This window comes from Luteibacter sp. HAY1-4A (genome assembly GCF_056755355.1).
In genome coordinates this window covers 72,381-92,891 of the sequence record NZ_JBNDHZ010000005.1, presented here as the reverse complement: position 1 = coordinate 92,891, position 20,511 = coordinate 72,381, and the positions used below count along the sequence as shown (strand labels likewise).

21 protein-coding genes are annotated in these 20,511 nt (G+C 67.8%); 18 read left to right on the top strand and 3 right to left on the bottom strand.

The genetic code is table 11. The annotated features are described in order from the left end of the window. Positions 1-37 precede the first annotated feature (37 nt). From prmB to accD, 12 genes are all read left to right on the top strand, one after another. On the top strand, positions 38-970 hold the full coding sequence (gene prmB / locus ACPYOD_RS02780; RefSeq protein WP_481300218.1) for a 50S ribosomal protein L3 N(5)-glutamine methyltransferase: 933 nt from the start codon (positions 38-40) through the stop codon (positions 968-970). Positions 971-984: 14 nt separating this feature from the next. After that, positions 985-2,088, top strand: a complete 1,104-nt coding sequence (aroC, locus tag ACPYOD_RS02775; RefSeq protein ID WP_481300203.1) for a chorismate synthase — start codon at positions 985-987, stop codon at positions 2,086-2,088. Between the two features lie 5 nt (positions 2,089-2,093). Next, a complete protein-coding gene (locus ACPYOD_RS02770) occupies positions 2,094-3,113 on the top strand; it encodes a 2-hydroxyacid dehydrogenase (protein WP_481300202.1) in 1,020 nt (339 codons plus the stop codon). 11 nt (positions 3,114-3,124) lie between these two features. Continuing rightward, positions 3,125-4,153 carry an aspartate-semialdehyde dehydrogenase gene (locus ACPYOD_RS02765; protein WP_481300201.1) on the top strand — a complete coding sequence of 343 codons (1,029 nt, stop codon included), beginning with the start codon at positions 3,125-3,127 and terminating at the stop codon, positions 4,151-4,153. Further along, positions 4,153-4,440 carry a hypothetical protein gene (locus tag ACPYOD_RS02760; protein ID WP_481300200.1) on the top strand — a complete coding sequence of 96 codons (288 nt, stop codon included), beginning with the start codon at positions 4,153-4,155 and terminating at the stop codon, positions 4,438-4,440. The genes ACPYOD_RS02765 and ACPYOD_RS02760 overlap by 1 nt, the downstream gene beginning before the upstream one ends. A gap of 170 nt (positions 4,441-4,610) precedes the next feature. Continuing rightward, complete coding sequence (locus ACPYOD_RS02755; RefSeq protein WP_481300199.1) at positions 4,611-7,073, top strand: motility hub landmark protein FimV; 2,463 nt, start codon at positions 4,611-4,613, stop codon at positions 7,071-7,073. A gap of 24 nt (positions 7,074-7,097) precedes the next feature. Next, the gene (aqpZ, locus tag ACPYOD_RS02750; RefSeq protein WP_481300198.1) at positions 7,098-7,814 is read left to right on the top strand and encodes an aquaporin Z; all 717 of its coding nucleotides are present in this window, start codon (positions 7,098-7,100) and stop codon (positions 7,812-7,814) included. A 56-nt stretch (positions 7,815-7,870) separates the two neighbouring features. Beyond that, the gene (truA, locus tag ACPYOD_RS02745; RefSeq protein WP_481300197.1) at positions 7,871-8,638 is read left to right on the top strand and encodes a tRNA pseudouridine(38-40) synthase TruA; all 768 of its coding nucleotides are present in this window, start codon (positions 7,871-7,873) and stop codon (positions 8,636-8,638) included. After that, positions 8,635-9,258, top strand: coding sequence for a phosphoribosylanthranilate isomerase (locus tag ACPYOD_RS02740; protein WP_481300196.1), 624 nt, complete (start codon positions 8,635-8,637; stop codon positions 9,256-9,258). The genes truA and ACPYOD_RS02740 overlap by 4 nt, the downstream gene beginning before the upstream one ends. Positions 9,259-9,283: 25 nt before the next feature. Further along, entirely contained in the window at positions 9,284-10,495 is a 1,212-nt protein-coding gene (trpB, locus tag ACPYOD_RS02735; protein WP_481300195.1) for a tryptophan synthase subunit beta, read from the top strand. Continuing rightward, on the top strand, positions 10,495-11,295 hold the full coding sequence (trpA, locus tag ACPYOD_RS02730) for a tryptophan synthase subunit alpha (RefSeq protein WP_481300194.1): 801 nt from the start codon (positions 10,495-10,497) through the stop codon (positions 11,293-11,295). Before trpB ends, trpA begins: the two co-directional genes overlap by 1 nt. Before the next feature lie 40 nt (positions 11,296-11,335). Beyond that, the gene (accD, locus tag ACPYOD_RS02725) at positions 11,336-12,208 is read left to right on the top strand and encodes an acetyl-CoA carboxylase, carboxyltransferase subunit beta (protein WP_481300193.1); all 873 of its coding nucleotides are present in this window, start codon (positions 11,336-11,338) and stop codon (positions 12,206-12,208) included. A 98-nt stretch (positions 12,209-12,306) separates the two neighbouring features. On the opposite strand, the gene ACPYOD_RS02720 is transcribed toward accD, so the two are convergent. Together ACPYOD_RS02720 and ACPYOD_RS02715 are read right to left on the bottom strand one after the other, a co-directional pair. Next, positions 12,307-12,849: a phosphatase PAP2 family protein gene (locus tag ACPYOD_RS02720; protein ID WP_481300192.1), complete on the bottom strand. Its 543-nt coding sequence runs from the start codon at positions 12,847-12,849 to the stop codon at positions 12,307-12,309. Further along, positions 12,821-13,981: a glycosyltransferase family 4 protein gene (locus ACPYOD_RS02715; protein ID WP_481300191.1), complete on the bottom strand. Its 1,161-nt coding sequence runs from the start codon at positions 13,979-13,981 to the stop codon at positions 12,821-12,823. Before ACPYOD_RS02715 ends, ACPYOD_RS02720 begins: the two co-directional genes overlap by 29 nt. Before the next feature lie 219 nt (positions 13,982-14,200). On the opposite strand from ACPYOD_RS02715, the gene gltX reads away from it, so the two are divergent. From gltX to ACPYOD_RS02700, 3 genes are all read left to right on the top strand, one after another. Further along, positions 14,201-15,604, top strand: coding sequence for a glutamate--tRNA ligase (gene gltX / locus ACPYOD_RS02710; protein WP_481300190.1), 1,404 nt, complete (start codon positions 14,201-14,203; stop codon positions 15,602-15,604). A 113-nt stretch (positions 15,605-15,717) separates the two neighbouring features. After that, the gene (locus ACPYOD_RS02705) at positions 15,718-16,038 is read left to right on the top strand and encodes a hypothetical protein (RefSeq protein WP_481300189.1); all 321 of its coding nucleotides are present in this window, start codon (positions 15,718-15,720) and stop codon (positions 16,036-16,038) included. A gap of 34 nt (positions 16,039-16,072) precedes the next feature. Continuing rightward, on the top strand, positions 16,073-16,552 hold the full coding sequence (locus ACPYOD_RS02700) for a transcriptional repressor (RefSeq protein WP_481300217.1): 480 nt from the start codon (positions 16,073-16,075) through the stop codon (positions 16,550-16,552). A gap of 102 nt (positions 16,553-16,654) precedes the next feature. Here ACPYOD_RS02700 and ACPYOD_RS02695 read toward each other — a convergent pair whose 3' ends face one another. Further along, the gene (locus ACPYOD_RS02695) at positions 16,655-18,667 is read right to left on the bottom strand and encodes a TonB-dependent receptor (protein ID WP_481300188.1); all 2,013 of its coding nucleotides are present in this window, start codon (positions 18,665-18,667) and stop codon (positions 16,655-16,657) included. Positions 18,668-18,753: 86 nt separating this feature from the next. On the opposite strand from ACPYOD_RS02695, the gene ACPYOD_RS02690 reads away from it, so the two are divergent. From ACPYOD_RS02690 to ACPYOD_RS02680, 3 genes are all read left to right on the top strand, one after another. Continuing rightward, entirely contained in the window at positions 18,754-19,200 is a 447-nt protein-coding gene (locus ACPYOD_RS02690) for a MerC domain-containing protein (protein WP_481300187.1), read from the top strand. A 37-nt stretch (positions 19,201-19,237) separates the two neighbouring features. Beyond that, the gene (locus tag ACPYOD_RS02685; RefSeq protein WP_481300186.1) at positions 19,238-20,197 is read left to right on the top strand and encodes a cation diffusion facilitator family transporter; all 960 of its coding nucleotides are present in this window, start codon (positions 19,238-19,240) and stop codon (positions 20,195-20,197) included. Between the two features lie 81 nt (positions 20,198-20,278). Continuing rightward, positions 20,279-20,437: a 30S ribosomal protein THX gene (locus ACPYOD_RS02680; protein ID WP_481300185.1), complete on the top strand. Its 159-nt coding sequence runs from the start codon at positions 20,279-20,281 to the stop codon at positions 20,435-20,437. The last annotated feature ends 74 nt before the right edge of the window (positions 20,438-20,511 follow it).

Below are 20,511 nucleotides of genomic sequence, written 5' to 3'. Positions count from 1 at the left end.
CGCTCGGACGGCTATACTCACGAGCCAGCCCCACAGAATTGCCCCCCACGTGACCAGCGAACTGTCCTCCATCATCGATTTCATCCGCTATGGCGCCAGCCGCTTCTCGGCCGCCGGACTCACTTTCGGGCATAGCCACGACAATCCGATCGACGAGGCCACCCATCTGGTCCTGGCCGCGCTGCACCTGCCGCCCGACCTGCCTCCCGCCTATGGCGCCGGCAAGCTCGTGGCCGCCGAGCGCGAGGCCGTGCTGGCCCTGATCGAGCGGCGCGTCACCGAGCGTGTGCCGGTGGCCTACCTCGTGGGCGAAACCTGGTTCGCCGGCCTCAAGTTCAAGAGCGACCGCCGCGCCCTCGTGCCCCGGTCGCCCATCGCCGAGCTCATCGAAAGCCGCTTCACGCCCTGGCTGGACGACCGCCACGTGGAGCGCGCGCTCGACCTCTGCACCGGTTCGGGCTGCATCGGCATCGCCATGGCCGAGTACAACCCCGACTGGCAGGTCGACCTCGTCGACGTCAGCGACGACGCGTTGTCCCTCGCCAACGAGAACATCGTGTACCAGCACGTGGAAGGCCGCGTGCGCGCGATCAAGTCCGACTTGTTCGCCGGGCTGGAAGGCGAGGTATACGACCTCATCGTGTCCAACCCGCCGTACGTCACCAACGACGAATACGCCGCCATGCCGGCCGAATACAGCCACGAACCCGTCCTCGGCCTGACCTCCGGGGACGATGGACTGGACATCACGTTGCGCATCCTCGACGAGGCGGCCCACCACCTCAGCGACGACGGCCTGCTCATCGTGGAAGTGGGCGACAGCGAACACGCGCTCGTGGAACTCCTTCCGCGCTTGCCCTTCGTCTGGCTGGAGTTCAAGGTCGGGCCCATGGGCATTTTCGCGCTCGAAAGGCGCGACCTCGTCGAGCATGCCGCGGAGATCGCCGCGGTGCGCGCCGCAAGAAACTGACCTTCGGAAAATTCGTGTCCTCCAATACGTTCGGCAAGCTCCTCTCCGTCACCACCTTCGGCGAAAGCCACGGCCCGGCGATCGGATGCGTGGTGGACGGTTGTCCGCCCGGTCTTCCGCTCGATGCCGCCGAATTCCGTGCCGACCTCGAGCGCCGGGCCACCGGCCGGTCTCGCCATACCTCGCAGCGCCGCGAGGCGGACGAGGTGGAAATCCTCTCCGGCGTGTACGAGGGAGTGACCACGGGCACGCCGATCGCGCTGCTCATCCGCAACACCGATGCCCGGTCCAAGGATTACGGCAACATCCTCGATACCTTCCGCCCCGGGCACGCCGACTACACCTACTGGCAGAAGTACGGCGTGCGCGATCCGCGGGGCGGTGGACGCTCCTCGGCGCGTGAAACCACCATGCGCGTCGCCGCCGGTGTCATCGCCAAGAAGTGGCTCGCGCAGCGCTACGGCGTGACCGTCCGCGGCCACGTGGCGCAGATCGGAGAGATCGTGCCGCGCGGCTTCGACGCCTCGGTCGTGGAAACGAACCCTTTCTTCTGGCCGCACGAGGCCCAGGTCGCCGAACTCGAGTCGTACATGGATGCCCTGCGCAAGTCCGGCGACTCCGTGGGCGCGAAAGTCACCGTCGTGGCCGACGGTGTGCCGGCAGGGTGGGGCGAGCCCATCTACGGCAAGCTGGACGGCGAACTGGCAGCCGCCATGATGTCCATCAACGCCGTGAAGGGCGTGGAGATCGGCGACGGTTTCGCCGCCGTCGCCCAGCGCGGCACACAGCATCGCGACGAGATGACCGCCTCGGGATTCCTGTCCAACCACGCCGGCGGCATCCTGGGTGGTATCGCCTCGGGCCAGCCCGTGGTGGTGTCGATGGCGTTCAAGCCCACCTCCAGCATCCTCGTTCCCGGCCGCAGCATCGATCGGGCAGGCGAGCCCACCGAAGTGGTGACCAAGGGCCGCCACGACCCCTGCGTCGGCATCCGTGCCGTGCCCATCGCCGAGGCGATGATGGCTCTCGTACTGATGGATCAGGCGTTGCGTCACCGCGCGCAGTGCGGGGACGTGGGCGTGGTGCCGCCGCGGATCCCGGGTACCTTCGAAGGCTGAAGACCATGAGCAAGCCGAAGGTCTGGGTTTCCCGTCCGTTCTTCCCGGACATCGTCGACCGGCTGCGTCCTTATTTCGAGGTACGGGCCGAGGCGGAGGAGCGCACCTTCACGCCCGCCGATCGCGCCGCCCGTCTGGCGGACGCCGACGCCGCGATCGTGGGCCTTACCGAGCGGATCGATGCGGAAGCGATTGCCGGCGCGCCGCGCCTGCGCTTCGTGGCCAACCTGGGCGTGGGCTATAACAACCTCGATCTCGATGCGCTGACCTCCGCGGGCATCGGTGCCTCGAACACCCCCGACGTGCTCAGCGAAACCGTCGCGGATTACGCCTGGGCGTTGCTGCTCGCAGCGGCCCGCCGCGTGGGCGAAGCCGAACGCTGGCTGCGCCAAGGCCAGTGGCAGGGTTTCCGCTTCGAGGGCTGGCTGGGTGCCGACGTGCACGGCAAGACGCTCGGCATCCTCGGCATGGGCCGCATCGGCCAGGCCATCGCGCGCCGCGCCGCGGGGTTCCGTTCCCGCGTGATCTACCACAACCGTTCGCGGCTGGAACCCGGCGTCGAACACGAGTGCGGCGCCACCTACGTGGACAAGGCCACCCTGCTCGCGGAGTCCGACCACCTCGTGCTGGTGCTGCCGTTCACGCCGCAGACCCGACACGCCATCGGTGCGGCGGAACTGGCGGCGATGAAGCCGACGGCCACCCTCGTGAACATTGCGAGGGGCGGCATCGTCGACGACGCGGCCCTTGCCAGGGCGCTGGCGAACGGCGTCATCGCCTCCGCGGCGCTCGACGTGTTCGAAGGGGAGCCGGCCGTGCACCCCGGCCTGCTGCAACTCGAAAATATCGTGCTGAGTCCGCACATCGCCAGCGCAAGCCGCGACACACGTCGCGATATGGCGGCGCTGGCTGTGGACAATGTGCTGGCGGCGTTCGGGCATGGTCCTCACGCCGGCCGGCCACCCTCGATCCTCAATCCGGGTGTGCTGGCCGACGCCAGCCGACCTGTTTTCCCCAACGCCTGACGAAGCGAAACATGAGCAAGAAGACGAGTTACAAGGTAGCCATGGTGGGTGCGACCGGCGCGGTCGGCGAAACCCTCCTGTCGATCCTCGCCGAACGGGATTTCCCGGTCAGCGAACTGGTGCCCCTGGCGAGCGAACGCTCGGCGGGCGGTACGATCGACTTCAACGGAAAACCTTACGTCGTCCAGGACCTCGCCAAATACGACTTCGACGGCGTCGACATCGCCTTCTTTTCCGCGGGCGGTTCGGTGAGCCGTGAGCACGCGCCCCGGGCGGCCGCGGCGGGCGCGGTGGTCATCGACAACACCTCGGAATTCCGCTACCAGGACGACATTCCCCTGGTCGTTTCCGAGGTGAATCCGCATGCGATCGCCGACTACACCGTGCGCGGCATCATCGCCAACCCGAACTGCTCCACGATGCAGATGCTCGTGGCGCTGGCGCCGATCCATCGCGAGGTCTGCATCGAGCGCATCAATGTCGCCACCTACCAGTCCGTGTCGGGCGCGGGGCGCAGCGGCATGGAGGAGTTGGGCAAGCAGACGGCGCAGATGCTGAACTTCCAGGAAGTCGAGACCGCCAAGTTCCCGAAGCAGATCGCGTTCAACGTGATCCCGCACATCGACGACTTCCAGGCGAACGGCTACACCAAGGAAGAAATGAAGATGGTCTGGGAGACCCGGAAGATCCTCGAGGATCCTTCCATCCAGGTGAATCCCACGGCGGTCCGCGTGCCCGTGTTCTACGGCCACGCCGAGGCGGTGCACATCGAAACCCGTGACAAGATCACCGCCGAGCGCGCGCGCGAACTCCTCGAGGAGGCGCCGGGTGTGGTGGTGCAGGACGAGCGCAAGGCGGGCGGATATCCCACGCCGGTGGGCGACGCGGCCGGCAAGGACCCGGTGTTCGTGGGCCGTATCCGCGAGGACATCTCGCACGAGCGTGGCCTCGACCTGTGGATCGTGGCCGACAACATCCGCAAGGGCGCCGCGCTCAACGCGGTGCAGATCGCCGAGATCCTGGTCGAGGACTACCTCTGATGCTTTCCCGAGCCGCTGCCGCCTGCCTTCTCCTTGCCTGCGCCCCGCTGGCGTCGGCGGGCGAGCGGCCACAGGCGGCTTCGGCCCCGGCGGCCCAGGCCGCCGAGCGGGCGAGGCTGGAAAAACTCCGCGGCCGGGAAAAGCACGAAGACGCCCAGGTGGAGCAGCTCAGGAAGCGGGTGGACTCGCTCGAATCCAATTCGCAGGCCACCAGCCGCGAAATCGAGGAGCGGGACCGGAAGATCGCGGAGCTGCGCCGCCAGCTGGAAGCCAGCCAGGGGAAGTAGGGGCACTGCATGGGAAGCGTGTACGAGTCTCGCGAACGACTTAACGTTGTCGCGTAACTAGCCGTACCCGCTATTGTTAGTTGTTGCTGGGGTGCACTACAGTGGCGCCTTCGCGGCTGGACGCCCGAAAGAGGCGCGCCGTCGGCATGGGTTTTGTTCGGGGGAAAGTGATGAACCGTACGTTGAAGCTTTCGATCATGCTGGCGCTGGTCTCCTGGGGCAGCCAGTCGCTGGCCCAGAACCTGGGGCCGGTGCAGCTCCATTCCACGATGGACCAGCCGCTGGTGGCGGAAATTCCGCTGAGCGGCGTGTCGGGCAACCTCGACAATGTCCATGTCGCGCTCGCTTCGGAGGAGGCATTCACCCGTGCCGGGCTCAATCGCGCGGGCTTGCCGGTGCCGTTGAGCTTCGCGGTGGCCAAGAATGCCGCCGGCGCACCGGTGATACGCGTCACCAGCGCCGCCCCGGTTCGCGACACCTACCTCGACTTCCTCGTGGAAGTGTCGTCGGGTGGAAACAAGGTCGTACGCGAAGTCACCATGCTGCTCGATCCGCCGGGTACACCGCTGAACGCGGCCGCCGCTTCGGCAGCGCCTGCCGCTGCACCCGCCCCGGCGCCTTCGCGCACCGCCGAGGTGCCGGCACGCGTACCGACGCAGGCGGCGTCCCGGCCTTCGCGCACCCAGCCGGCCGCACGGCCCGCCGCGGCGACGGCCGGCGGCACCTACGGCCCGGTGCAGCGTGGCCAGACGCTTTCCTCCATCGCCCGCGACCATGCGGGCGGCGCGGACATGAACCAGATGCTCGTGGCGCTGCAGAAGGCCAATCCGGACGCCTTCTACCGCGACAACATGAATGCGCTGAAGACGGGTGCGATCCTTCGCATTCCTTCCGCCGACGAGGTGCAGGCCCAGTCCAGTACCGACGCGCTCGCCGAGGTGCGGCGCCAGAATGAAAGCTGGCGCGCGGGTACCGCCCGCGCACCCTCGGTCGTCGCCGATGCGGCGTCCACCAGCGCCGGGCAGGGTGAAGCGAAACCCGCACAGTCCGCCAGCGATCGTCTCGCCATCGTGCCCTCGAAGGAGGGCGGCGACGCCGCTTCCACACGCGCCGGCAGCAAGGGCGGCACGGGGAGCGCGCAGGTCGCGGGACTGCGCCAGGAACTGGCCACCTCGCAGGAAAGTGTCGCCTCGCTCAAGCAGCAGGGCGACGAACTGAAGTCGCGCATCGGCGAGCTCGAAGAGATCAACTCGAAGAACCAGCGCCTGCTCAGCCTCAAGGATTCCGAAATAGCCGAACTCCAGCGGAAGCTGGCGGAAGCGCAGAAGAATGGCGGCACGGCCGCCGCGTCGAACGCTCCAGCGGCAGCACCGGCCACCCCTGCGGCGCCCGCCGCGCCGGTGGCGAGCGCTCCCGCCAAGGCGGGCACGGCCGCTTCCGCGTCGACGGCCACCGCCGCTTCGACCCAGGCACCGGCCGCGGCAGCGACGGTGGCCACCGCGCCCTTGAAGGAGCCCGGTGCGGCCGCCGTACCGCCGCCCGCGGCCAAGCCGGCGGCGAAGCCCGCCGCCGTGGCGCCCACGCCGGTCGTCGAGGAAGATCCCTGGTACATGCAGCCGTGGGCCTGGGGCGGTGGCGCGATCGTCATCCTGCTCCTGCTCGTCGCCGCCGTGTTCGGCCGCAAGAAGCCCAAGGCGGCGCCCGCCGTCGCCTCGGGCTCGCTCGCCGATCGCTTCGGCGAAGAGCCCTCGTTCGACTTCGGCGAGCACGGCCAGGTAATGGATCAGGACCAGCGTGAGATCCTCGACGCGCTGGCCGAGCATCCCGACGACATCGGCCTGCACCTCGAACTGGTGAGCCTCTATTACGGCCGTCGCGACGTCGACCATTTCGAGGCCGCCGCGGAAGCCATGTTCGCCCACGTCGCCGATCCGGAGCAGCCGGAATGGCGCGAGGTGGTGATGATGGGCGAAGACCTCGCACCGACGCATCCCCTCTTCGGCGGCACGCCGGTGGACGAGATCGACGACCCTTACGAACACAGCTACGCCACGCCTGAATCGCACGCCGACACGGCCGCGGCCCTGGAGGAATTCGACCTCGGCACGTATGTCACCGGCCCCGAGGAAGACGATCGCACCCAGCCGCCGGCGCCGCAGAAGCACAGCGAATACCATTTCAACTTCGACCTGACGCCGGTGCAGCGTGCCGAAGCCGACCGCCGTCCGAACGCGCCCGGCGTGTTCGACGTCGACGCGCCCGAGTCCCCGTACGTGGAAACGCCCGCCGAGACGTCGCATGGCGGCTTCGGCGACATCCTCGCCGAGGAGAAGCACGACGCAGGCGAGGAGCGTCCGACCTGGGCATTCGAGGACGAGCACGACGCGGCCGCCACCTCGTCGACCGACCTGCCTCGCTTCGACGAGCCCGCATTCCCGGACGAAGAGCCCATCGCGGACCACAACCCGGAAAGCTTCAGCGACGACCCGGTGGACACCAAGCTCGACCTCGCCCGCGCCTACCTCGACATGGGGGACGCCGAAGGCGCCCGCCTCATGCTCGACGAAGTGCTGGCCGAGGGCTCGCAGATGCAGAAAGACACGGCAAGGCGGATTCTCGACGACATTGCGTAGTCCCTGACATAGCGCCAAGGAGGAATGGATATGTTCCAGCGTCTGATAGCAGAGTTCTTCGGTACGTTCTGGTTGGTCCTTGGCGGTTGTGGAAGCGCGGTGCTTGCCGCGGCCTTTCCCGGCCTCGGCATCGGGTTCGTCGGCGTCTCGCTCGCCTTCGGCCTCACCGTGCTGACGATGGCGTATGCCGTCGGCAATATTTCCGGCGCGCATTTCAATCCCGCGGTGACCATCGGGTGCTATACCGGTGGCCGCATGCCGGGCAGGGAAGTGCTGCCTTACATCGTGAGCCAGGTGATCGGCGCGATCGTGGCGGGCGGCGTGCTTTACCTCATCGCGAGCGGCAAGCCTGGCTTCGACGTCACGGCCGGCTTCGCCACCAACGGCTATGGGGAACATTCACCCGGCGGCTACTCCCTCATGGCGGCGGTGGTCGCGGAGTTCGTGCTCACCCTGTTCTTCCTGCTGGTCATCCTGGGCGTAACGCACAAGCGCGCGCCGGTGGGCTTCGCACCGCTGGCGATCGGCCTGGCGCTCACGCTCATCCACCTCATCAGCATCCCCGTCACCAACACCTCGGTGAATCCCGCGCGGAGCACCGGCGTGGCCGTATTCCAGGGTGGCTGGGCACTGGCCCAGCTGTGGGTGTTCTGGGTCGTGCCGCTGGTCGGCGGTGCCGTCGGCGGCTGGATCCACCGGGCGCTGCTCGAGAACGATCCGCCGGTCCACGGCGTCGAATAAGGTACTGCTTCCCACAAGTGGTACCCTTCTGGGTTTCCTCGCTTCGCTAGTCACCCATGCGCATCGCCCTAGGCGTCGAATACGACGGCACCGACTTCCTCGGCTGGCAGCGGCTCAGCCATGCGAAGACCGTGCAGGGCGCGCTGGAAGAGGCGCTGAGCTATGTCGCGCACACGCCCATCGAGGTCACGGCCGCCGGCCGTACCGACGCCGGCGTGCATGGGCGTTGCCAGGTGGTGCATTTCGATACCGAGGTGGTCCGCGACATGCGCGGCTGGATCCTTGGCGCCTGCTCCAATCTCCCGCATAGCGTGGCGGTGACCTGGGCACAACCGGTCGCCGACGACTTCCATGCCCGCTTCTCCGCGCGGGCCAGGCGCTACCGCTATCGCATCCTGCCGCGTTTCGTGCGTCCGGCGCTGGACGCGCGCTTCGTCGCCTGGGAGCGCCGTCAGCTCGACGCCGACGCGATGCACGAAGCGGCGCAGGCGATCGTGGGCGAACACGACTTCTCGGCGTTCCGCGCCGTCTCCTGCCAGGCCGCGCATGCACGGCGCAACGTGCGTTCCATTCGCGTGTTCCGCGACGACATCCACGTGGTGGTGGAGATCGAGGCGAACGCCTTCCTTCATCACATGGTGCGCAACATCGTGGGATCGCTGCTGCCCATCGGCCGTGGTGAAAGGCCAGTGGCATGGATGGCCGAACTCCTTGAAGGCCGCGATCGCGAAGTGGCCGGAGCCACCGCGCCCGCGGAGGGCCTGACCTTTCTCGGGCCGCTCTATGAAGCCCATTGGGGCCTGCCACCGGAGGTGACGCTATGACCCGGATCAAGTGCTGCGGCCTCACTCGCATCGACGACGTGCAACTGGCGGCGCGCCTCGGTGCCGACGCTGTCGGCTTCGTGATGACGCGCAAGAGCAAGCGTTTCGTGGATCCCGCCGCCGCGGCGCGCCTGCGCGACGCCGTGCCACCCTTCGTGACGACGGTAGCGCTGGTGATGGACGAGGAACCGGCATTCATCGACGAAGTGTTGCGCGTGCTGCGGCCCGACATGCTGCAGTTCCACGGCGGCGAAAGCGACACGGAATGCGCGGCATACGGGGTGCGCTACCTCAAGGCCATTGCCATGGGCGAGGGCGCTCCGGCATTGGCCCGCCTGCGCGACTATCCGCGCGCGGCGGGACTCCTGCTCGACGGCCACGGGCTTGGCGAGCAGGGCGGAAGCGGCCAGCGCTTCGACTGGTCGCTGATGCCGAAGGACCTCGCGCAACCGTTGCTGCTCGCCGGCGGACTCACGCCCGAGAACGTGGGGGAAGCCATCCGCGTCGCCCGGCCTTGGGCGGTCGACGTTTCCAGCGGCATCGAGGCGTCGCCGGGAATCAAGGATAGGGATAAGATGGAACGCTTCATTTCCGCCGTGCGCGCCGTCCCCAGCGCGTGACACGGCTCAAGCTGACGAGAAGGCAATGACCGAGATCGCGGATTTCCACGCCTGGCCCGATGCGCATGGGCGCTTCGGCGAGTTCGGCGGCATCTATGTGGCCGAGACGCTCATGGAGCCCCTCGCGGAACTCACCGCCGCCTACGAGAAACTGCGCAAGGATCCGGCCTTCATCGCCGAACTCGATCGCGACCTGAAGTACTACGTGGGCCGGCCCAGTCCGGTGTACCACGCCGAGCGCCTGTCGAAGCATGTGGGCGGCGCGCGGATCGTGCTGAAGCGCGAAGACCTGAACCACACGGGCGCGCACAAGATCAACAACACGGTGGGACAGGCGCTGGTCGCCCGGCACATGGGCAAGACCCGCATCATCGCCGAGACCGGCGCGGGCCAGCACGGCGTCGCCAGTGCCACCGTCGCCGCGCGCCTGGGCCTGAAGTGCGTGGTGTACATGGGCGCCGTCGACATCGAACGGCAGAAGATCAACGTGTACCGCATGCGCCTGCTGGGCGCCGAGGTGATGCCGGTGACCTCAGGCTCGAAGACCCTGAAGGACGCGCTCAACGAAGCGATGCGCGACTGGGTCACCAACGTCGCCGACACCTTCTACATCATCGGCACGGTCGCCGGCCCCCATCCTTATCCGCAGATGGTGCGCGACTTCAACGCCATCGTCGGCCGCGAGGCGCGCGAGCAGATGCTGGAGCAGTTCGGCCGCCTGCCCGACGTGATCACGGCCGCCGTGGGCGGCGGCTCGAACGCCATCGGTATGTTCCACGCCTTCCTCAACGATCGCGGCGTGCGCCTCGTGGGTGCCGAGGCAGCGGGCGACGGCATCGACACAGGCCGGCACGCGGCGTCGCTTAGCGCCGGCAAGCCGGGCGTCCTTCACGGCAACCGCACCTATGTGCTGTCGGATGCGAACGGCCAGATCGTCGAGACCCATTCGGTGTCGGCCGGCCTCGATTATCCGGGCGTGGGTCCGGAACACGCCTTCCTGAAGGATGCCGGCCGCGCCGAGTACGTCGGTATCACCGACGACGAGGCCCTGGAAGCCTTCCACCTGCTGGCGCGTACCGAGGGCATCCTCGCCGCGCTGGAGTCCAGCCACGCGATTGCCCAGGCGATCAAGCTGGCCCGCGAACTGCCGGAGGACGGACTGGTCCTCGCCAACCTTTCCGGGCGTGGCGACAAGGACGTGCACACGATTGCCGCGCGCGAAGGAATCGAACTCTGATGAGCCGCATCGACCGCCGCTTCGCGGCGCTGAAGTCCGCCGGCCGCACCGGCCTCGTTCCGTTCGTCACCGCCGGCGATCCCTCGCCGGACGGCATGGTGGCGCTCCTGCACGGGCTTGTGGCCGCCGGGGCCGACGTCATCGAACTGGGCGTTCCGTTTTCCGATCCGATGGCCGACGGCCCGGTGATCCAGCACGCCAGCGAGCGGGCCATCGCCAAGGGGGTCGGCCTTGCCAATGTCCTCGCCTGGGTCGCGGCCTTCCGTGAGACCGACGCCGAGACGCCCGTCGTCCTCATGGGTTACCTCAATCCGGTCGAAATGTACGGTTACGCGGCGTTCGCCGAAGATGCCGTGGAAGCCGGTGTGGATGGCGTCCTGATGGTGGATTGTCCGTTGGAGGAATCGCATGTGCTCGAGCCGCTGCGGCAGGCCGGGTTGCAGCAGATCCTCCTCGCTTCGCCGACCACGGCCGAGGGCCGGCTGGAGCGGCTCTGCGAGGCCGCATCGGGCTTCCTGTACTATGTGTCGTTCGCCGGCATCACCGGCGCGGCCCAGCTGAGCACCGGCGACATCGCCAAACGCGTCGCCGGCATCCGCGCACGGTCGAAGGCGCCGGTCGCCGTCGGCTTCGGCGTCCGCGACGCGGCCAGCGCCAAGGCCATCGGCGAATTCGCCGACGCCGTGGTCATCGGCAGCGCCCTGGTCGACCGCCTCGCCGGCGCGACCTCGGCCGAGGACGCCGTCGGCAGGGCACGGGATTTCCTGGCGCCGATCCGCGCCGCGCTCGACGCGCGCTGAGCGGCCACGGGGCACGTACAGAGACACTCGGAGAGACACGATGAACTGGCTGCAGAAGATCATGACGCCGAAGACCCGCGCCCCGGGCGCGGCCGGCGGCAAGGGCAAGGTGCCCGAGGGCGTGTGGGAGAAGTGCGCCGGTTGCGGCACCGTGCTGTACAAGCCGGAGCTCGAGAAATCGCTGATGGTGTGCCCGAAGTGCGGCCACCACCACGCCATTTCCGCGCGCGCCCGCCTGACCGCCTTCTTCGACGAAGGCAGCACTACCGAACTGTGGCCGAAGATGGAAGCGGTCGACGCGCTGAAGTTCAAGGACCAGAAGAAGTACAAGGATCGCGTCGCCGCAGCGCAGAAGAACACGGGCGAGAAAGACGCGCTCATCGCGATGTCCGGCCGCCTGCTCGAACGCCCGGTGGTGTCGGTCGCTTTCGAGTTCTCGTTTATGGGCGGCTCGATGGGCTCGGTGGTTGGCGAGAAATTCGCCCGTGCCGCCGAAAAGGCGCTGGCCGAGAAGAGCGCCCTCGTGTGCTTCTCCGCCACCGGCGGCGCACGCATGCAGGAAGGCCTGTTCTCGCTGATGCAGATGGCGAAGACCTCGGCCGCGCTCGCACGTATGCGCGACGCCGGCGTGCCCTACATCTCGGTGCTGACGCATCCGACCACGGGCGGCGTGTCTGCCAGCCTGGGCATGCTGGGCGACGTGAACGTGGCGGAGCCCAAGGCGCTGATCGGCTTCGCCGGCCCGCGCGTCATCGAGCAGACCGTGCGCGAAACGTTGCCGGAAGGCTTCCAGCGCTCGGAATTCCTCGTGGACCACGGCGCGGTGGACGTCATCGTCGACCGTCGCGAGATGCGCGACAAGCTGGGCGCCATGCTCGGCGTGCTGCAAAAGGCACCGCGCGCCGCGGCCTGATCCGCTTTCTGTAGGAGCCGCTTCAGCGGCGATGGGAGCTTGCCACAAGCTTGCCCGCTAGCGCGGGATCGCCGCTGAAGCGGCTCTCACACTGCCTTTCAGACCAGCACGCGCTCCGCCCAGAGCGAAAGGGAGCCGAGGCCGCCGCCGATGGCGGTGGCCGCCAGCACGTCGCTGGGGTAGTGCAATCCGAGCACCACGCGAGACGCGCCGACGAGCGCCGCGAATCCGATCAGGAACGGCGCCAGCACAGGGTAGTGCGCCACGGCCACCACGGTGAACGACACCGCTTGCAGCGTATGGCCGGACGGGAAGCTGAATTCGTCCAGCGGCGGCACGTGCGCGATCACGCCGGGGCAGGTGCGGAACGGACGCGGGCGGCGCGTCCAGCGTTTCAGCACGCGGTAGAGCATGAGCGCGGTGAGCCCGGTGACCGCCATCTGCAAGGCCACCGCCACGCCGCGCCACCCGCCCACGATCGCGATCACCGTCATCAGCGAATACCAGAAGACGCCATCGCCCAGGCGGCTGATGGCGCCGAAGAAGATGCCGATGGCGCGGCGCGCGCCCCAGCGGTTGGCCGCGACGCACATGCGCCTGTCGAGGTTCGCCCTACGCGGCGACGGCGGTGCTGCGTTCATGGACGTGCTCCTCGGCGAGGGATTGCATGATCGATTCGAAGTCCGCGACGACCGATTCGGGCGACAGCCCCGCGACCGAAGCGCGTGCCGCGGCACCCATGGCCATGCGCGCCTGCGCATCGGCACCGAGCACCGCCGCGCGTTCCACCAGGCCGCCCTCGTTGCCGGGCGCCACGCGGATGCCGTTCTGGCCGTTGCGGATGAATTCGCGCGCGGCCGCCTCGGCGTAGGCGACGACGGGAACGCCCGAAGCCATGGCCTCGAGCACCACGTTGCCGAAGGTTTCGGTGAGGCTGGGGAAGACGAAGATGTCCGCGCTGGCGTAATGCGCCGCCAGGTCGTCGCCTTGCCGCGTGCCCGCGAAGATGACATCGGGATGCGCGGCTTCGAGTGCCGCGCGACCGGGGCCGTCGCCGACGATGACGCAGCGCGCCTGCGGCACGCGGCGGGCGAGTGCGCGATACGCGTCGATCGCCACGTCTAGGTTCTTCTCCGGCGCCACGCGCCCGACGCACAGCACCACCGGCGTGTCCTCGCCGGCACCCCACGATGCGCGCAGGGCGTCGTCGCGGTGCTCGGGGCGGAAGCGCTGCGTGTCCACGGCGCGGCGAAGCACGCGCACGTCGTGCACGCCCAGGTCGTTCAGTTCCCCGGCGAGCTGCCCCGTGGGCACCAGCGTGGTCTGCGCGCGCTTGTGGAAGCGGGTGAGGTAATGCCGCACCAGCGGCGTCAGGGCGCCGAACCCGTAATGACCGACATAGAAATCGAAGCGGGTGTGGAAGCCGGTAGCCACCGGGATGCCGAGTCGCCGGGCGGCGCTGACCGCGCTCCAGCCCAGGGGGCCTTCCGTGGCCACATAGACGGCATCCGGCCTGTCGGCGCGCCAGCGGCGCTCGATGCGAAAGCGGGAGGGAAGGCCGAAACGGAGGCCCGCGTAGCGGGGCACCGCGGCGCCTTCGACGGCCAGTACATCCATGCCCGCGTCGGCCAACGGCGGCGTCGACGGATGGACGGGCCGGATCAGGTCGACGGCATGGCCGCGGCGAACCATGCCGCGGGCGAGCGACTGGACGGTGAGGGCGACGCCGTTCACATCCGGTGCGTAGGTCTCGGTGACGATGCCGATTCGCATGGCGATGCCCTCTGGCCTGGCTTGATGCATGGTCCCGCGGCGGCGTGTCGCCGCGGTTATCGCCGTATGACCGAGGGATGACAGTCTCCCCTTGTGGGAGCCGCTTCAGCGGCGATCCCGCGGTAGCGGGCAACCTTGCCGCATGCTCCCATCGCCGCTGAAGCGGCTCCCACACAAAGCCGGTAAAATCGACGGATTGTCCGCCCAATGAACCTCGCCATGACCGTCCGCACCCGTTTCGCCCCCAGCCCCACCGGTTACCTGCACATCGGTGGCGCGCGCACCGCGCTGTACTGCTGGCTGGAGGCGCGCAGGCGCGGCGGCGCGTTCATCCTGCGCATCGAGGACACCGACCGCGAGCGTTCCACGCAGGAGGCGGTGCAGGCCATCCTCGACGGCATGGCGTGGCTGGGTCTGGTGCACGACGAGGGTCCGTACTACCAGACGCTGCGCATGGATCGTTACCGCGAGGTGGCCGACCAGCTGCTGCGCGAGGGCAAGGCGTACTACGCGTACGAAACGAAGGAAGAGATCGAGGCCATGCGCAACGCGGCCATGGCCGCGGGCGTGAAGCCCCGCTACAACGGCTACTACCGCGATCGCAACGAGCCTTACCGCGACGATCCCAACCGCGTCATCCGCTTCAAGAACCCGGCCACGGGTTCGGTGGTGTTCGACGACAAGGTGAAGGGCCGCATCGAGTGGTCGAACGAAGAACTCGACGACCTCGTCATCTTCCGTTCCGATGGTTTTCCCACGTACAACTTCGCCGTGGTGGTCGACGACATCGACATGGGCATCACTGAGGTGATCCGCGGCGACGACCACGTGAACAACACGCCGCGCCAGATCAACATCTACAAGGCGCTCGGCGCGCCGGTGCCGGAATTCGCGCACCTGCCGATGATCCTCGGGCCGGACGGGCAGAAGCTGTCGAAGCGCCATGGCGCGGTAAGTGTCATGCAGTACCGCGATGACGGCTTCCTGCCGCACGCGCTGCTCAACTACCTCGTGCGCCTGGGCTGGTCGCATGGCGACCAGGAAATCTTCTCGCAGGAAGAAATGACCGCGCTCTTCGACATCGCCGACGTGAACAAGGCCGCCTCGCGTTTCGACCTCACCAAGCTCTCCTGGTTGAACCAGCATTACCTGAAGACCGACGACCCGGCGGCACTCGGTCCCGAACTCGCGTGGCACCTGGAAAAGATAGGCATCGATCCTGCGAAGGGGCCGAATCCGGCCGACGTGGTCGTCGCCTTGCGTGACCGTGTCCAGACCTTCAAGGAAATGGCCGAGCGCGCGCTCATCTGGTACGGACCCATCGTGCAGTGGGACGAGAAGGCCGTGGAGAAGCACCTGCGCAACGACACCGCGCCGAAAGCCCTCGAAGCCGCAAAGGCAGAGCTTGCCGCATTGCCCGAGTGGACGCCGGAAGCGGTGCACGGTGCCGTGGAGCGTGTCGCGGCATCGCTGGAACTGGGCATGGGCAAGGTGGCCGCGCCGCTGCGCGTGGCGATGACCGGCACCCAGGTGTCGCCATCGATCGAACACACGATCTACCTCGCCGGGCGCGAAGGCGCTCTGTCGCGCATCGACGAAGCACTGGTTCGTGCAGCAGGCTGAAGGCCCGGTGCGTTGTGGGAGCCGGCTATGCCGGCGATCCCGCGGTAGCGGGCACGCTTGCCGCGAGTGCCCATCGCCGCTGAAGCGGCTCCCACGGGGCAGGTAGGGAGGCCATGGACGAGTTACTGGCCAAAGCCATGCAGGGCGTCGATCCGGCGGAGCCGGGCGCGTTTCTGCACATCTTCACGAACCTCATGGGCCTGGTGCCCTGGGGCGAACTGGTCGTCTGGCAGGTGGTTTTCGTCGTGGTCGGTGCCTTGTTGGGCTGGTGGCGGGGCCGGCTGCAAGCCGGCGTCATCGCCTCGCTGATCCTGGGCCCGTTCGGCTGGGTCGTGCCGTTCCTGCCGCGCAGGCAGCCTCCGCCGCTGCCTGCCGCGTCCGCGACGCAGGGCGGGCCCCGGCCGCCGCCGCTTCCGGGGTCGAAAAAGCCCTGACCGGGCCGCATGTTAGGATGACGAGCACGAGGATATCGATGTGACCCACGCCGCCCACCGACACGATCACCACCACGACGACGCCGACGGCTTCGTCGCCGCTGTGGAGCAAGCGTCGTCCGAGCGCGGCCTGCGCCTCACGCCGCTGCGCCGCGAGGTGCTCGAACTCGTCGCCGGTGCGGGCAAACCGGTGAAGGCGTACGACCTGCTCGACCGCCTGCGCGAAAAACACGGCAATGCCGCACCGCCCACCGTCTACCGCGCGCTGGATTTCCTTCTCGAGAACGGCTTCATCCACAAGCTCGAATCGATCAACGCGTACGTGTCCTGCCACCACCCCGAGGAAGCGCACCAGGTGCCCTTCCTCATCTGCGACACCTGCCATGGCGCGCAGGAAGTCTGCGACGAACGCGTGGCCGAATTGATCGAAGCGCAGGCGAAGGCGCTGGGCTTCCGCCCGCAGGCGCAGACACTCGAAGTGCACGGCACCTGCAAGAACTGCCGCGAGTCCTGAAACAGGCATCGCAGGTTAGGAAAAAACATGGGGCGCCCCGAGGGGCGCCCCACTTCGTTCCGGCCACCCCGGGGAGGGAGGAGGGGCAAGGCGGCCGGGAACTCAGAAGTAGGCGCGCAGGCCTACCGAGATGTTACGACCGGGAAGCGGCGCCACATCCTTGAACAACGACGTGGCCGGGCGCGCAGTCTGGTTCGTGAGGTTGTTGCCGTCGACGAACGCTTCCCACTGGCTGCTGTCCTCGTTGACGAACGTCCAGGCGAAGTGCGCGTTGACGAGCGTGTAACCGGCCGTGTCGGTTTCGAACGCCGCCACCTTGTCCTGCTTCATGTAACGCACCGCACCGAGGCTGGCGCGCAGGCTGTCGGCGGTCCAGCTGAGCGTGGTGCCGATACGGCCCGCGGGAATGCGCGGCACGTTGCCGCCGCCGTCGGACAGCGTGGCACGCACGGTATCGCCGAACACGCGCAGGTCCCAGTTGCCCGACGTGCCCTTGGCTAGGTGGAAGGTCGCTTCGGCCTCGGCACCGCGGAAGGTCGCATCGTTCTGCGACCACACGCGCACGGGGAGGTCGTCTTCCACTTCACCGGTGTCGGCGAGGTAAATGAAGTTCTTGTACTTGTTGTAGTACACCGCGACCTTGCCCTCGACGACATCGCCGTGGAAATGCAGGCCGAGTTCCGCCTGGTTGGATTTCTCCTTCCCCAGGTCGCTGCCGATTTCGAAGGTATTCGATGCCTCGTGCGGACCGTTGGCGAAGAGTTCTTCTTCCGACGGCGCGCGCTCGGCGTGATCGAGGTTCAAGGAAAGGTGCCATTGCTCGGCAAACCGCCACGCAATGCCCGCCGAGAAACTGTTCGGTGCGTAATCGCGCTTCGGACCGTTGTCGGGGTCCACGCTCTGCTTGTCGTGGCGTGCCCCCAGTTCCAGCTTCACCGGCCCGAACTCGCGCTGCTCGGTAAGGAAGACGCCGACGCCGTTCGTCGCGGTAGGCGGCACGAAGGTTTCCTCGCCCACGGCCGAGAACTGTCGATGCTGGGTCTGCACGCCGAAGGCACCGCTCCAGCCAGCCAGCGGCTCGTGGGTGACTACCAGACGGCCTTGGTTGCTGTTCGTGGAGAACGTGGTGCCCGGCACGTCGCCTTCGAATTCCACGTGCTGGTAAGCGCCGTGGCCGAGGCTGAATTCGATCTTGTCGATGCCGTCGAACGGCTTCACCAGTCCACCCTTCAAGGTGTAGTTGGTCTGCGCCATCTTGATGTGCACAGGATCCTCGCCCTCCGCGGGATCGCCCGGTTCCGCGGGGCTGCCGTAGAGGTCGAGGAAGCGGGACACCGACAGGCCGACATAGCCCCAGGTGCCGAGCAGCGACGCGCCCACCGCGCCGGAGCTCGTCTTGACGGCGCTGTTCGCCAGCGTGCCGTCGGGAGTGTCGTAGTCGTCATTGTCGCGGTGCATACCGTCGACGTGGATGGCGAACCGGTCATTGCCCGCATCGAGGCGCAGGAGGCCGGTCTTTCCGTCGGAAACGGAATCGTGGCGAACCTCGGCGCGACCGGTGAATCCATTGTCGGGCGCCTTCTCGGGCACGCGGCCGTCCACCACGTTCACCACGCCGCCGATGGCGCCGGAGCCGTAGAGCAGGGTGGCCGGGCCTTTCAGCACCTCGATCTGGTCGGCCAGGAATGGCTCGAGGGTTACGGCGTGGTCCTGGCTCACGTTGGACACGTCCTGCGAGGAAAGCCCGTTCTCCAGCACCGCCACGCGGGGGCCGTCGAGGCCGCGGATGATGGGGCGGCCCACGGCCGTACCGAGCGCGGAGGTCTGCACGCCGGGGATCGAGGAAACCGTTTCGCCGAGCGACACGCCCTTGGCATCGTCGAGGGCCGAGCCGGCGAGCACCGCCACGGGCGCCACGATCTGGTCGGCGCTCTGGCCGAGCGGCACCGCGTTGACCACGATGGCGTCGAGCTTTTCGGCCTGCTTGCGGCCCTTGCCCTGGGACGGCTTCGCGTCCGTCGCCGGGCTGCCGTCCTGGAGGAGGTCGTCGGCCGCCGCCGGGAAGGAGGCGCCGAAACTGGTGGCGAGGGCCAGGGCGATAAGGGTTCTGCGCATCGGGTGGAACTCCGTCTTGGGTTTTGCAATGTTATAAAGTATCATTGCTTGCCTCGACCCGTGCAACTAGTCACGCTATGTCCTCCATGACCGATCCATCCGCCGATCCGGAAACACCTCGCCGCTGGTGGCACGCCGCCGACCGCCTCGGTGCGACCGCATCCTTCCTCTGCGCCATCCATTGCGCGGCGCTGCCGTTCGTCATCGCGCTGCTGCCGCTTATCGGCCTGTCCTTTCTCGCCGATCACCGCTTCGAGGCGGGCTTCGTCGCCTTCGCGTCGGTGCTGGCCAGCGTGGCGCTGATCTCCGGTTATCGGCGCCATCGTCGTCGGCTTCCGCTGCTGTTCGCGATTCCGGGCCTCCTTCTGCTGATGCTCGGCGTCACGTTCCTCCATGCGCATTCGCTGGTGGTGCACAGCGTGCTGGTGACCTGCGGTGGCCTGCTGGTGGCCACGGCTCACTTCGTGAACCTGCGCGTCGACCGCAGCGAGCACGCCGGCCACATCCACGGCCCCACTTGCGCGCATCCGTGATTGTGTAACCGCGGCGCGATTCCCTAGCCTTCGTCCCATGGCACACGACCACACCCATTCGCACGCGCGCGACCATGCGCACGACCACGGCCATGGCGCGGGAACGAGCGAAAACAAGCTGCTTTTCGCCTTCGTCCTGACGCTGCTGATGCTGCTGCTGGAAGCGGCCGGTGGCATCGTGTCGGGTTCGCTCGCGCTGCTGGCCGATGCCGGCCACATGCTGGTCGACGCGCTCGCGCTGCTGCTGGCTTTCCTCGGCGCGCGTTTCGCGGCGCGGCCTGCCGACGCCCGGCGTACCTATGGTTATGGCCGCATCGAGGTGCTGGCGGGATTCGTGAACGCCTTGACCCAGTTCGCCCTGGTCGCGTTCATCGTGTACGAGGCCGTGCAGCGCCTGTTCAATCCGCAGCCGATCCTTTCCGGCGTGATGCTGGTGGTTGCCGTGCTGGGCCTGGTCGCCAACGTGGTGGTGCTGCGCGTCCTGCACGGCCACGATCCCGACGATGTGAACGTGGCGGGCGCGAGCCTGCATGTGCTGGGCGACCTGCTCGGCTCGGTCGCCGCCGTACTGGCGGCGCTCGCCGTGCGCTGGATGGACTGGAACTGGGCCGACCCGGTGCTTTCGATCCTCGTGTCGCTGCTGATCCTGCGCAGCGCCTGGTCCCTTGTTCGCCGCTCCGGGCACATCCTCCTGGAGGGTACGCCGGAAGGCGTCGACCTGGCTGCCGTCCGGCAGGAACTGCGCGGCGCCGACGCCGGCATCGTGAACATCCACCATGTGCATGTCTGGCAGGTCACGGCGGGTTCGCGCATGGCCACCCTGCATGCGGAGCTGGCCCCCGGCGCCGAGCGCGCCGACCAGGCACGCGTGCTTACGGCCATCAAGCGCATGCTCAGCGAGCGCTGGCGGGTGGACCACGCCACCGTCCAGTTCGATCCCGGTCCCTGCCCGGACGAGCAACTGGGCTGCGGCAAGGGCCAGCGGCACGTCCACTGAACGGCTCCACTTGCGCTTTGCGCGGCCGCTGATACGATGGCCGGCCGTTCCTCTCCATCATTACGAATCAAGGAGTTTCCCATGGGCAAGGGCGACCGCCGCACCCGTCGCGGCAAGATCTACCGTTCCAGCTATGGCAATGCCCGTCCGCACGTCGACGTCGTCACCGGCGCCGCCGTCGCGAAGCCGGCCGCTGCCAAGCCTGCCGCCAAGAAGGCCGCACCGCGCAAGAAGGCTTAAGTCTTCTACTGCGTGAGACGAAAAGCCCCGCTTCGAGCGGGGCTTTTTGTTGGGTAGTTACGCATTCCTGAGCT